Source organism: Cognatiyoonia sp. IB215182 (genome assembly GCF_033963905.1).
In the GTDB taxonomy this organism is placed as follows: domain Bacteria; phylum Pseudomonadota; class Alphaproteobacteria; order Rhodobacterales; family Rhodobacteraceae; genus Yoonia.
The window spans coordinates 163,287-175,820 of record NZ_JAXBMB010000004.1 but is presented as its reverse complement, the minus strand read 5'-3'; the positions used below and the strand labels follow the sequence as shown (position 1 = coordinate 175,820).

Sequence of the window (12,534 nt, the reverse complement as noted above, 5' to 3'; positions counted from 1 at the left end):
ACACAATGGCGTCGCAGCTGAAGCGGCGATTTACTCCGCCGCCACCCGTAATTCTTCGGGGCGACCGATCTCGACGAGTTCTGCGATGACGCCATTAAGGACGCGCTTGAAGTGATCAAAGTTTGCGTTGGGCTCAAGCGTGCTTTCATCCATATAGAGCGCGCGATCGATCTCGATCTGGATCGCATGTTGCTGGCGCGAAGGCCGCCCGTAATGCTGTGTGATAAAGGCACCGGCAAAGGGCATGTTGCGCGCGACGCGCAGCCCGGCACTGGCGCACGCGGCCTCGACCCGCTCCATGATCGAACCTGCGGCTGCCGCACCAAAACGGTCGCCTAAGACGATATCAGGGCGGGCACTGCCGGGCGGGCCGATGTTTTCCAGCGCCTCATGTGGCATCGAATGGCAATCAATCAGGATCGCCTCACCAAACTGATTGACGCTTTCGTCAAGCAGGGTCTGGAGCTGATCGTGATAGGGCCGCCAGTAATTCGCGATCCGGTGATGCGCCTCAACCAGCGTCAGCTTGCCATTATAAATCTGCCGCCCATTCGCCACCACACGCGGGATCACACCCAGCCCGCTGGCGATACGCGGATTATGCGCGCTGCGCCGCACCCCTTCGATCAGCGCCGAATCAAGCTCGTCCGCGCCGCGATTGAGGTCCAGATAGGCGCGCGGCGCACTTGCGGTCAGGAAAGGCGCACCATGTTCCGGCACAGTTTCAAACAACAGATCGACGTAAGCATCCTCGGACGAGCGAACTTCGTTGGGATTCAACACCGTGCGGCGCAGGAACGAGGCAGGGTATTCCCTACCGCTATGCGGCGAGGCAAAAACGACGGATGTGGTACGGGCGACCGGGCGGGTCAGGTGATAGGCAGATTTGAGCAACAGCGTTTCCCTTTGGTCGCAACATAGCGCGATTTCGCATTTCTCCAAAAGCCCTTGATCCCTCATCCGACTCCTTCTATAGACCGCAGAACTGACGTGAGCGTGGCTCGCGTCCTATTTCGTTTGGGACGCCGCGTTTGCAGAAGACAGGACGATTAGCTCAGCGGTAGAGCACTTCGTTGACATCGAAGGGGTCACTGGTTCGATCCCAGTATCGTCCACCATGAATTCACCGTCCTGGACCCGTTCCGGGATCGACCGTAACCTAAGGCGCAATCCGCGCGCCGCGACAGACAGGATGAGACCCATGAAGGTTCGTAACTCCCTCCGTTCGCTCAAGCAGCGCCACCGCGATTGCCGCGTCGTGCGCCGTAAGGGCCGCGTCTATGTGATCAACAAGACGCAACGCCGGTTCAAAGCCCGCCAGGGCTGAGACCGGAACACCGGAATTTGCAAAAGGGTCGTGCCGCGGGCGCGGCCCTTTCTTTTTGGGCCCATGCGGCTGAGCATCAAAGGCCAGCAAGCGCCATCACACTGACAAGGCCCAGCCCGATCCAGCCAAAGTGCCGCCCGGACGTTGCCCAGGCATTTGCGATTGCTGCCGACGCATAGATAAAGACAGCGCCGAGCACCACAATCTGCCGTCCTTCTGGCCCCCAAAGCCAAGGCGCGCTGAGCAGTGCGAGACCTGCCCCAATCCAATAAAGTGTGCTGAGCTGGAAAACGGCCGCGTTCACTGATCGCTGTGTCGGCGTCAGCCCTGCAATAGGTTTGAGAACCAATGTATGCCCCAGCCATGCATGTACGAGCGCGATCAGGATGCCGCCGCAGCCTGCTATAACTAGAATAGTATCGGCCATCTTGTCACCTCCATACATGACTGTATGGAAAGTCTGTGGCATGAGTCAATACAGTGCTGTATGGTGATGTCATGAATGATCGATTGTCCCGAAAGGATTGGCTCAAACATGGGTTGCGTGCTCTTGTCGTGGGCGGGCCAGGCACATTGAAGGCCGATGTATTGGCGAAGCAGCTGGGCGTCTCACGCGGCAGCTTTTATTGGCATTTCCGCAATCTCGCCGACTTCCATGATGCGCTATTGGCCTACTGGCAGACCACCTCAACCCAAGCGGTGATTGAGGGCCTGACGGCCGATGTACCACAGAAGGACCGTCTGTTCGTGCTGGTGCAAAGAGCGTTGAGCGCTGATACGTCACTTGAACGCGCCATGCGTTTGTGGGCAGCTAACGCTCCTGCGGTTGCAAGTGTTTTGGCGGAGGTGGATCGGGAGCGGATTAACTATCTTGGCTCGCTTCTCACCGAGCATGATGTTTCAACCTCCGATGCAGTCGAACGCGCCAAGCTGATATACTGGACCTATCTGGGGCGCATGGACGTGGCCGCCAAAGACCAGATGAATGTCTCGGATCAGACGCTGGCAGCCTTTGTCGCAGCGATGCAGGATTGACTCTGCCCTTCACGGCGAAGAGCGTCGGCGCATGACGATCACCGCCCCACTCTTCGCGCCTCTCACTTTGCCATGCGGCGTGACCCTCAAAAACCGCATCGCGAAATCAGCGATGTCGGATTCGCTGGGCGACGGACGCGGGAACCCGACGCTGACGCAAATCCGGCTTTACGAACGCTGGGCCAGGGGTGGCGTGGCAGTGGCTATCATTGGTGAAGTGCAGGGCGACCCGCGCGCGGCGGAAAAGCCCGGCAATCTTGTCCTGGGCCCGCAATCTGACGAGCCGCTCTTGCGCGAACTTGCCAGACGGGGGCAAGCCAATGATACGCTGCTTTGGCTGCAGCTTGGTCATGCGGGTGCCATGACCCATCCGCCGATTGGCGAACCGCGAGGGCCAAGCGTGCTTGATTTACCGGACCTCGTTTGCAGGGCGTTGAGCTTGTCGGAAATCACCGCCCTGCCGGACCAATTCGCCCGCACCGCCGCCCACGCCCAAGCGCTCGGCTTTAGCGGTGTCCAAATCCATGCGGCCCATGGTTTCCTGCTCAGCCAGTTTCTGTCACCCCTCTTCAACAAACGCAGTGATGCCTATGGCGGGTCGCTGGTAAATCGGATGCGGCTCTTGCTTGAGGTCATCGACGCAGTGCGCGATGCCGTCGGGCCCGACTTTCCTGTCGCTCTGAAGCTGAACGCAACTGATCAACTAGAAGGCGGTTTCGACAAAGATGAAGCGCTGGAGGTTATCAGGGTGCTCGACCAGACAAGTCTGGACCTGATCGATATCAGCGGCGGCACCTATTTCCCTGGCGCCAAGTCGGCGTCGGATAGTGCTGGCGGTGGTCCCTATTTCACTGATTTTGGCAAAGCGGCGCGGAAGCAGACGTCAAAACCACTAATGATCACGGGCGGTTTCAAGACTGCGGCTCAGGCGGTCCAAGCGGTGAGGGATGGCGCCGCAGATATCGTCGGTCTGGCCCGAGCCTTGGTTCTCGCGCCAGACCTGCCACACCGATGGGCAAGGGCTGACAAAGACATTGAATTCCCGCGCTTTACAGAAACACCAGAAGGCGGCGTCACAGCATGGTACATGCAAGCCCTGACTCAAATCGGGCAGGATGCCCCTATCGATGAAAGCCGTGACGTGCCAAAGGCTTTGGCAGAATACAATGCACGCGATGCCGCGCGGGTTGCACTTTGGAACACGCATTTCGGCTAGCCAGAGCGTAGTGATTGGCGATACGGTGCGCCCAATAGACCAGCAATTCAAAGGACATATTTGATGACATTGCGCAGCATGACCGCCTCGGCCGCATTATTGATCGGCTTCACCGCACCGGCTCTGGCGCAGGAAAACCTGTGCGGAGGCAGCGGCGCAAATGGCCAGTGGATCGGGGGCGATGAAGCCTCTTCCGACATCGCGACTGCCGACAACTTTCAAGAGCAGATGGCGCTTGTGCTGGGGGGCAACGAATATGTCTCGCTCTTCTCGCTCAGCGAGGGTGCAGAAGTCAGGATGGAGGCAGCCGGTCGCGGATCGGGCGATCCGGTGATCGATATTCTGGACGCAAGTGGCAGTGTCGTCATCTCGGACGACGATTCCGGTGGGAACGGCGCATCGCGGGCCGAGACGTTTCTTGATGCTGGCACCTATTGCGTGGCTGTGCGCAGCTACGATGGTGGCCCCATGACGGCTTTCGTCCGTGTGGGCCGACAGGATCAGCAACCACTGACCGAAGGTATCAATGTGACGGCTGATGCAGGCGACATCGTCGATGGCAGCTGCGAAACGGCAACGCCGATGGGCGGATTGGGCAGTTCTGCAACTGGCTCAGCCAATGAGACGCCATTCTGGCAATTCACGCTTGATGAACCTGCACCCGTCAGAATCCGCGCCGAAAACGAAACTGCCGATCCACTCATCACGCTTTACGGACCCGGTGAGGTTTACATCGATGAGAATGATGATTTCGACGGGCTGAACGCCCAATTGTCCATCGTCGATCCGCTCGATGCCGGCACCTATTGTCTGGGTGTCGAGGCATTGAGCGATGGTAGCGCACCAATCACGGTGAGCGTCGATCTCTATGATCCCGAAGCGGCACTTGCTGACCTCTATGCACGCGGTGAAGCCGCCCCATCACCGCAGGACGAAACACTTGTGACACCACTTGGCGTCTTGGAAGGACGGCTGCGGCAGGACGTACAAGCCTCGACCGATGTCACGTGGTTCAGCATCGAAATGCCGGAAAACGGGCTCATGCTGGTCGAGGCTGTCGGAACAGACAGCGCCGATTCCTGGCTCGTCCTGTTCGATGACCTCGGTCGCCAGATCGCGCAAAACGATGACTATGGCGACGGTCTGGACAGCTTGATCGCGGCGCGTGTTCCGCAAGGCACCTATCTAATCGGCGTCCGTCTTTATGAGGGCAGCCAAGGCTTTGTCCGCGTCCTTGCGGAGAGATACGTAACGCCATAGCGGCACTTTTATCGTTCCGGTCAAACGCCTTTTTGATCGGAACGATTGGCTCCTACGCTAGCGTCCGAATGTATCCGCCAAAAGCCGCGCGAGGGTCGGTTCATCGAGATAGCCGGTCGCCGATAGCCCATTGCTTGCCTGATACCGGCTGATGGCACGGCGGCTGTCGCGGTCAAAACGTCCATCGACACGGCCCGGATTGAAGCCCAATTGTGCCAGACGGCTTTCGATCAGCCGTCCGAGGACCGGGTTGATGTTCAATGCGCGTTCGCGGTCCCGCGCGGCCTGCGTGGAATCCTCAGATCGTTGCAGTGCTTCGCGTGCCTCTTCGGCGAATATGCCGTTGGGATAACGCTCAAGATAAGCTTCGTAACCATCCTGTTCGCCGAGGGCGCCTGTTTCCTCCCAATAAGCGCGGTCGAGCCGTTCCAGTTCGGCTTGCTCTGCTGCCTCCTGCTCTTCGATCTCTTCCGCCCGCCGACGCGCTTGCGTATCCAATCGGTCAATCTGTTCCTGCGTGACGAAGCCGGTCTGCGCATAACCGTTTGTCTGTTGCCAGTTCCGGATCGCGCTGCGGGTGCCCGGCCCAAAGATGCCGTCGACACCACGGGTGTTGAAGTCCAAAACCGTTAGATTGCGCTGGATCGCGCGACGCTCATTGCGTGTCAGGTCCAACTGGTCTTCGGCGATTTCTGCAAGCCGCTGCGGATCGTTTTCGATAGCATCCAGGCGCCGCCGCGCCTCGGCCGCGAAGGGGCTGTCGGGATAGGCGAACACATAATCGCGGTAGCTGTCCGCGCTGTCCTCGGCCTGAGCGGCATTCCAGGCCGCGAGCGCGTTGCGAACGCCATCAACGATACTCGTGTCGGGATCTGCTTCCGTTTCCTCAGACGCAGGGCGCATGATCAGGCTTTGTGGCTGATACCCCGCCTCGCGCAAACCGCGCGAATTGCGAGCAAAGGCCATCGCATCACCACCCGGCACGGTGATCGCCTCCATGACTACCCCGTCTGTGAAATCGGGCTCGCCATAGAACACGGTCACACCCTGAGGGATGTCGAGATCACCGACACCCTGCCGCAGATAAGACCCGATCCGATTATCAGCGTCCTGATCGTAGCCCAGGATCAGGATCGCCTGTCCGGGGGTCTGGGCCAGAACCTGCAAAACGCTATCGACCGAGATGGCGCTGCCCATCCCGAACAGTGTTGGCCGATCCGCATCAGCAGGCAGCAGCCATGTCCGCTCACCATCCGTCACAAAACGCCCGGCGAGCCCGACCACAAGCCGCTCCGCATCCACCGCATCGACGGCAAAACGCTGCAAAAGCCGCGCCATTGCCGTAGCCGACCCGTTAGCCAGGGTACTGACGGCATATCCTGCGTCCCGCAGATTGTCGGCAGAGTTCAGCACGTCAGTGCCATTGCCGACACGGCGAAACTCCTCATACCGGTTGACCCCCATCAAGAGGGCGGCGTCTTGCGCGAAAAGTGGTGTGGCGAGCGCCGAAAGTGCGGCGATGAGGGTGAGTTTGCGCATGAAGCGCCTCCTTGGTCTTAGGTCTCGTAAGTGCGTCGGTCTTCAATGACGAGGCCGTCGCGTGGCATTGTGCCGGGCGCAAGGTATTGCACCTCGCCCTTCAGCTTGAGTGCATCCTGAATGGCGCTGGCCGCATTGGCTTCATCGATTTCGCCTTCGAATTGGACGATCATCTTGTCGGCATCGCCTTCGCGGTCGGCGATGACGCGGGCGCGGTCGGCACCGGTTTTCTTCACCAGATCGGCGACCTGTTCAGGGCGGACAAACATGCCCTTGATCTTGGTCGTCTGATCAGCCCGGCCCATCCAGCCCTTGATGCGCATATTGGTGCGCCCGCAGGGGCTGGCGCCTTCCATCACGGCGCTCATGTCACCGGTCGCGAAGCGGATAAGCGGATAGTCGGGATTGAGTGAGGTGACAACAACCTCGCCAACCTCACCCGGCGCTACGGGATCACCAGTGCCGGGGGTCACGATTTCGAGGATCACGCCCTCATCAACGACCATACCGGCCCCCTCGCCCGTCTCATAAGCAAGATGCCCCAGATCGGCTGTCGCGTAGCATTGCCAGCAGGTAATCCCGCGATCCGCATAATATTGGCGCAGCTGCGGGAACAGCGCCCCGCCCGATACAGCTGCCTTTGTGATGTTCAGTGTCACACCCATCTCATCCGCCTTTTCGAGGATGACCTTGAGATAATCCGGCGTGCCTGCATAGGCGGTCGTGCCGATATCGGCGGCGGCCCGCACTTGCAGTTCAGTTTGGCCCGTGCCCGCTGGCAGAACCTTGGCGCCCACCGCCTTGGCACCGTTTTCAAACATCGTGCCCGCCGGGGTCAGATGGTAACCAAAGCAGTTCTGTACGATGTCATCCTTGCCGATGCCGCAAGCATGCAGGAACCGCCCAAACCGCCACCAGTCATGCGACGCGCCACCCGGCTCATAGATCGGGCCGGGCGATTGGAAGACATGGGTGATATTGGCGGTTGGGACACCGCCGAACGGCGGGTTGTCCTTTTGCCAAGTGGTCAGATCCGATTTGCGCAGGACGGGCAGTTTGGTGAGGTCAGATAACGTGTCGATTGCGATGTCGGGCAGACAAGACCCTTCGGCCCGTTTCGCGATGGCGACCTGTGCGGCCAGTGCCGCAAGCTGGGCAGCCTCTCGTTCAGCCGGGTCGCGGGTTTCGAGATCATCGTAATAGGTCGTCATCATCTTCTCCTGTCCTGACGCAGCGATATCGTGCCGGGTCGGACAGGCGAAAGCTAGGGGTGATGCCGCGTGTTATGCGATATCATGAGGGCTCTGACCGTCGGGCGGCGCAATGTGTTTTCTGACCGCTACCCTGGGCAGTTGCGGTATCTATGGCGCGGCAAGCGATGCCTCTGGCATCTCAATTGGGCCCTGATAAGAGCTGCCGTCCTGCAATCGCAACACGCGCACGCCTCCGAAAAGGTCAACGCGCCATGGGGTGTTCAGCATCGCCGTCGTCACCGACCAGCCCTCTGGAAGGCGGACCTGCACGTGCGGTGCGGCGACAGGGCGATTGACCCGGATGAATGCGGTGCCCTCCGGCGCATGCAGGATTGAGACCGTCTGACCAGCATCGAATGTAAGTCGGTGGTATTTCACGACACCACCCTCACGGATTTCACCATTCGGCCCGTGGCGGGGGCCGATGCTGACGATGTTGGCGATATGAAAGAATTCGCGGCCGAACTTGATTTGGTAGGTGAAATCACCATCATGACCGCACTCCGGAGAGCGCATGACGCGGGCGTTTGCGGCATCACCTTCGCGCGGATCGTTTTTGCGCCAGTTGAGCGCGGCTGGGCCCGGCGAGAACGCTGCATAATCCGCAAGCGTCCAGTCGCGCGTCACCCACGCTTCGCGACGGATGATGTCGATCAACTCGTAGCCAACCGCCGCGCCAGATGCTTCGGGGACGACCGCAACGCAGGTTTCCTGGCTTTGTGCGTCAGTGGCCGCGACTGCCCCAAGCGCTGCGACCAGCAATGCGCTACCCAAGATCTTAGTCCGTCCCATCGACGACCTCACCTTCCGTTTCTGTGCAAGCCTCCATGATACGATCAGAGGGCAACTTTCCGTCGGTGTGTTGTGCGATGAGTGGATGCAGTAGACCATGTTCACTTCACTCCGAGATCGTGATCATATTGCCTTTGCTATGACAAAGAGCGCCTTCATCTATCGCACCCTGTCGCCCGGTCATGCGGAGGCCTGGCGGGCCTTGCGGGTGGAAGGTGCGCGGGACTATCCGATGGGCTTTCTGGTCACCTTGGAAGAGACAAAGGCCGTCGATCCTGCGCGGTGCCGCGCGATCTTGGAGGCCGGCGCGACTCGGGGTGTTTTTGATGGCGAGACGCTGATCGGCTTCTGCGGCTATCGCCCCAATGGCCTTGAGCGCATCCGTCACCGGGCAGAGATCGGGCCGTTTTTTGTCACTGCCGCCTATCACGGCATTGGTGCCGCAGATGCGCTGATGGACGGTGTGATCGGCGAAGCGCGTGAGGGCGGATTGGCCCAGATTGAGCTTTTTGTGGATACCGAAAACCACCGGGCGATTGCGTTTTACGAGAAGCATGGGTTCCGCCGCGAGGCTACCCATTATGATGGTGTGCGGATCGACGGCCAATCACGCGACGATCATTTCTACACGCTGCGACTTTGACCCTCGGCGTTATCGCCAGCCCACTACGCAACCTGATCGCGGTCATATTCCATGCGGCATTGCCGCACGTAATCCATCTGGTCATGCGACCAGTAGACCAACGGCTTCAGCATGGCGAGCAGGCTGCGGCCAAGTGGCGTCAGTTCATATGAAACAGCGACTGGCGGTCCGGGATGTACGTTGCGCGTCAGGTAGCCGTCGCGTTGCAGCCCGCGCAGATTTTCAGTCAGCACACTTTGCGTAACGTCACCAATCGTGCGCTTGAGGTCGCCGAAACGCTTTGGCTCATCCTCCAGCGCGAGGATGATGATCATCCGCCACTTACCGGTGACATTCGACAGGACGGAGCGAATGCAACAATTCGATGCCTCCGCTTTACTTTCAACGTTGATTGGTAGCATGACGAACTCTGGTATCAATTTTGTACTTATTGCCAATTAGAGTGAAATGACCTTCGTAGCAAGTGTTTGTCCCATGTGGCGGTAGTGTTGAGCATACCAGGTCAGTTCAAGATACGTAATTGCGGTTTGGTATGAAATTGCTACTTCGTACCCATGCAGTACGAATCACAGGAGATCCAAATGACACCGAAGGAACTTGTCCTCGCCCTTTTCACCGCGGCCTTTGTCGATCACGACCCCGAAGCTGCACGCCAACTCGTCACGCCTGACTACATCCAGCACAACCCGCAGGTCCCCACAGGCGCGGATGGGTTGATGGGCCTTATCCCGCTTGTCGCAGGATCCGGGATGACGGCGACCACCCACCGGGTCATCACCGAAGGCGATCTGGTCGTGTTGCACAACACTTACGATAATGCCGATGCTTTCGGTGCCGCGTCGCTCGCCGCCTTCGATATCTTCCGTGTCGAAGACGGGAAGGTCGCGGAACACTGGGACAACCTGCAGCCCATTCCTGGGACAACGGCGTCGGGCCGCGGCATGACCGACGGCCCAACAGACATCACCGACCGCGACCGCACGGCGGAAAACAAAGCGCTGGTGCTAGGATTTGTGCAAGACGTGCTTGGCGGTGCGGCGCCCCAAAACGCGCCGAACTACATGGACCCAGAAATCTATATGCAGCACAATCCCAATCTGGAAGACGGCCTTGCCGGGCTATTGGCAGGCACACAGGCCTGGGCGGATCAGGGTTTTGTGATTACGAAGTTCGAGCCACAGATCGTCGTGGCCGAGGGCAACTTTGTCTTTGTCGCCTCGGACGCAACCGTCAGTGGGAAGCCCTGGGCATTCTTTGACCTTTGGCGCGTTGAAGACGGCAAGATCGTGGAGCACTGGGATGTGGTCTCTCCCACACCGTCAGAAATGGCCCACGAGAACGGCAAGTTCTAAGAAATCGGTGGTGGTCCGGGCTGTTCTCGGACCACCTAATGTCACGCAAGCCACCGCTTGCGCCGCCGATAGCTACGCACGTCGCGAAAGCTTTTGCGACCCTCGTCGGACATGCCGAGATAGAATTCCTTTACATCCGGGTTTTCCCGCAGGTCAGCGGCAGGCCCTTCCATCACCACCCGTCCGCTTTCCAGGATGTAGCCCTGATGCGCAAAGCGGAGTGCGACATTGGTGTTCTGTTCAGCCAGCAGGAAGGACACCCCCTCCTTCTCGTTGAGGTTCTTCACGATCCCGAAAATCTCTTCGACCAGTTGCGGGGCGAGGCCCATCGACGGCTCATCCAGCAGGATCGTCTCTGGCCGCGACATCAGCGCACGGCCAATGGCGCACATCTGCTGCTCCCCGCCCGAAGTGTAGCCCGCCTGGCTTTTGCGCCGTTCCTTGAGCCGCGGGAAATAGCTGTAGACCATGTCGAGATCCGCGCTGACCGCGCCACCCCCGTCACGGCGGGTATAGGCGCCGGTCATCAGGTTTTCCTCGACCGTCAGATGCTCAAAGCAATGCCGCCCTTCCATCACCTGAATGACGCCGCGTTTCACCAGCGCCTCGGGTGAAAGGTCCTGCACCCTGTCGCCGCGATAGGTGATGGACCCCTTGGTCACCTCCCCACGCTCCGAATGCAGCAGGTTCGAGATCGCCTTGAGCGTGGTCGTTTTGCCCGCGCCATTGCCGCCCAGCAAGGCCGTGATCCCACCCTTGGGCACGGTCAGCGACACGCCTTTGAGCACGAGGATCACGTGATTATAGATCACCTCGATATTGTTCACCTCAAGCAGGGTTTCGGTCTTGGCGGTATCAAGCATGAAGCAGCCCTCAGAGTTTGTTTGTAATCTCAAGCAGCGCGTCCCCGTCCAGCCATACGAGCGGACGTGCGCTGCCCAATGTCTTGCCGTAATCGAACAGATGGCGGGTCACGCAAGGGTTGAACCGCCCCGTCTCCTCACGGCATTCGCGTGGGATGGCGGTGTCGGCAAAGACACCCTCCACCGTCCAGCCGGGTTGGTCCTGCGCAAAGCGGATCGTCTCGGCAATGGAATCGCGCAAGGTCTCATCGGCAAGGATATCCGCCGCGCGGAGCGCATAGGCGAGGATGTTATCCTCGACATCCTCCGCCTCGCCCGCTTCCTCCGGTGTACGCAATTGCCCGTTGACCACGATAAACGCGTTCACCCGAATGGTGCGCCCGGTCTGGCGTGCCACCTGCGCCCGCGCGCTTTCGATACCACGAAAGAAGACATGGTCGCGCAGGCCGCCATCGGCATAAAGGTTGTCATCAATGTTGCGCGGCGGCAGGAAAACGGGGATCGCGGAAGAGGCCATGATGACCTCGCGCATGCAGTCGCGTCTGACGTCGATATCAGCGCCGCTCGCCGCCACATCGCTAAGGCTGAAGATGCGGTTGGCTGTCGTGTCGATATTGGTGGCCGCGACAAAAAGCTGAGCGTTCTCTACCCTCTGCCGCTCGGCGATCCGCCCGATCAGATCGTCGCTCAGCCGGTCATTGAGCAGCGCCTTCAGCGGTTCGGTACTGGCCACGGAGGGGCTGAAAGGTGCGGCAAGCAGGTTTTCCCGCAGCACGTCGTCATCCGACAGGCCGTCGTAGTCGTCTAGGATGGCGTCAAATTCCGGCCCCGCAAAGGCCACTGGCGCCAGAAGGGACCCGGCGCTGACACCGGTGACAAGGTCAAAGCTGGGTCGATCCGCCCCCCAGCCGCGCAGGAACCCCGCGCCGAAGGCACCATATTGGCCACCCGCCGACAGGCTCAATACGTTCAGTTCAACCGCCCCGCGTCTGTCGGCGGCCACAGCCCTTGCAATCGCCGGGGCAGCCGAGCGGGCGATGGCGGTTTCCTCATCCATAACCGGCTCTTGGCTGGTGGGTGGGACTGGCATTTCCAAGGTGGAGGCGGGCACAAGGCCGCGGCACATCGTGCTTTCGGGCCTGTCAACGGCGCAAGCCGACAAAGCAGCCGCAACAAGCGTCGCACCACAGATGCGCAAAATCATCTTTGCTGAAAGAAAGGTCATCAAATCGCGCTTCTTTCAAAACATTGTCA

At 59.7% G+C, this 12,534-nt stretch carries 14 protein-coding genes and 1 tRNA gene; 7 read left to right on the top strand and 8 right to left on the bottom strand.

The annotated features are described in order from the left end of the window. Positions 1 to 30 precede the first annotated feature (30 nt). Positions 31 to 894, bottom strand: a complete 864-nt coding sequence (locus SLH47_RS09565; protein ID WP_320239518.1) for an N-formylglutamate amidohydrolase — start codon at positions 892 to 894, stop codon at positions 31 to 33. 149 nt (positions 895 to 1,043) lie between these two features. Between SLH47_RS09565 and SLH47_RS09560 the strand changes: the two genes are divergently transcribed. Together SLH47_RS09560 and ykgO are read left to right on the top strand one after the other, a co-directional pair. Next, positions 1,044 to 1,118: transfer RNA gene (locus tag SLH47_RS09560), tRNA-Val, on the top strand. Positions 1,119 to 1,201: 83 nt separating this feature from the next. Then, positions 1,202 to 1,327 (top strand): type B 50S ribosomal protein L36, encoded by a 126-nt coding sequence (ykgO, locus tag SLH47_RS09555; protein WP_010141322.1) that lies wholly within the window; start codon positions 1,202 to 1,204, stop codon positions 1,325 to 1,327. A gap of 76 nt (positions 1,328 to 1,403) precedes the next feature. Here the strand turns inward: ykgO and SLH47_RS09550 are convergent, their stop codons facing one another. Then, on the bottom strand, positions 1,404 to 1,754 hold the full coding sequence (locus SLH47_RS09550; RefSeq protein ID WP_320239260.1) for a hypothetical protein: 351 nt from the start codon (positions 1,752 to 1,754) through the stop codon (positions 1,404 to 1,406). Positions 1,755 to 1,825: 71 nt separating this feature from the next. On the opposite strand from SLH47_RS09550, the gene SLH47_RS09545 reads away from it, so the two are divergent. The 3 genes from SLH47_RS09545 to SLH47_RS09535 all read left to right on the top strand — a co-directional run bounded on the left by SLH47_RS09545 (position 1,826) and on the right by SLH47_RS09535 (position 4,838). Next, the gene (locus SLH47_RS09545; protein WP_320239258.1) at positions 1,826 to 2,362 is read left to right on the top strand and encodes a TetR/AcrR family transcriptional regulator; all 537 of its coding nucleotides are present in this window, start codon (positions 1,826 to 1,828) and stop codon (positions 2,360 to 2,362) included. Positions 2,363 to 2,393: 31 nt separating this feature from the next. Beyond that, entirely contained in the window at positions 2,394 to 3,578 is a 1,185-nt protein-coding gene (locus tag SLH47_RS09540) for an NADH:flavin oxidoreductase/NADH oxidase family protein (RefSeq protein ID WP_320239256.1), read from the top strand. 63 nt (positions 3,579 to 3,641) lie between these two features. Continuing rightward, positions 3,642 to 4,838 carry an ABC transporter substrate-binding protein gene (locus SLH47_RS09535; protein ID WP_320239255.1) on the top strand — a complete coding sequence of 399 codons (1,197 nt, stop codon included), beginning with the start codon at positions 3,642 to 3,644 and terminating at the stop codon, positions 4,836 to 4,838. Between the two features lie 57 nt (positions 4,839 to 4,895). Here the strand turns inward: SLH47_RS09535 and SLH47_RS09530 are convergent, their stop codons facing one another. The 3 genes from SLH47_RS09530 to SLH47_RS09520 form a co-directional block, all read right to left on the bottom strand. Then, the gene (locus SLH47_RS09530; protein ID WP_320239254.1) at positions 4,896 to 6,377 is read right to left on the bottom strand and encodes a peptidoglycan-binding protein; all 1,482 of its coding nucleotides are present in this window, start codon (positions 6,375 to 6,377) and stop codon (positions 4,896 to 4,898) included. Between the two features lie 17 nt (positions 6,378 to 6,394). After that, positions 6,395 to 7,588: a phenylacetate--CoA ligase family protein gene (locus SLH47_RS09525; protein ID WP_320239253.1), complete on the bottom strand. Its 1,194-nt coding sequence runs from the start codon at positions 7,586 to 7,588 to the stop codon at positions 6,395 to 6,397. A 150-nt stretch (positions 7,589 to 7,738) separates the two neighbouring features. Next, on the bottom strand, positions 7,739 to 8,422 hold the full coding sequence (locus SLH47_RS09520) for a hypothetical protein (protein WP_320239252.1): 684 nt from the start codon (positions 8,420 to 8,422) through the stop codon (positions 7,739 to 7,741). Positions 8,423 to 8,561: 139 nt separating this feature from the next. Between SLH47_RS09520 and SLH47_RS09515 the strand changes: the two genes are divergently transcribed. Next, positions 8,562 to 9,065 carry a GNAT family N-acetyltransferase gene (locus tag SLH47_RS09515; protein ID WP_320239251.1) on the top strand — a complete coding sequence of 168 codons (504 nt, stop codon included), beginning with the start codon at positions 8,562 to 8,564 and terminating at the stop codon, positions 9,063 to 9,065. A gap of 23 nt (positions 9,066 to 9,088) precedes the next feature. Here SLH47_RS09515 and SLH47_RS09510 read toward each other — a convergent pair whose 3' ends face one another. After that, positions 9,089 to 9,466 carry a helix-turn-helix domain-containing protein gene (locus SLH47_RS09510; protein WP_320239250.1) on the bottom strand — a complete coding sequence of 126 codons (378 nt, stop codon included), beginning with the start codon at positions 9,464 to 9,466 and terminating at the stop codon, positions 9,089 to 9,091. Positions 9,467 to 9,646: 180 nt separating this feature from the next. Between SLH47_RS09510 and SLH47_RS09505 the strand changes: the two genes are divergently transcribed. After that, positions 9,647 to 10,417 (top strand): nuclear transport factor 2 family protein, encoded by a 771-nt coding sequence (locus SLH47_RS09505; RefSeq protein ID WP_320239249.1) that lies wholly within the window; start codon positions 9,647 to 9,649, stop codon positions 10,415 to 10,417. A 41-nt stretch (positions 10,418 to 10,458) separates the two neighbouring features. On the opposite strand, the gene SLH47_RS09500 is transcribed toward SLH47_RS09505, so the two are convergent. Continuing rightward, positions 10,459 to 11,280: an ABC transporter ATP-binding protein gene (locus SLH47_RS09500; protein WP_320239248.1), complete on the bottom strand. Its 822-nt coding sequence runs from the start codon at positions 11,278 to 11,280 to the stop codon at positions 10,459 to 10,461. Positions 11,281 to 11,290: 10 nt separating this feature from the next. After that, on the bottom strand, positions 11,291 to 12,505 hold the full coding sequence (locus SLH47_RS09495) for a patatin-like phospholipase family protein (protein WP_320239247.1): 1,215 nt from the start codon (positions 12,503 to 12,505) through the stop codon (positions 11,291 to 11,293). Positions 12,506 to 12,534: the final 29 nt, after the last annotated feature.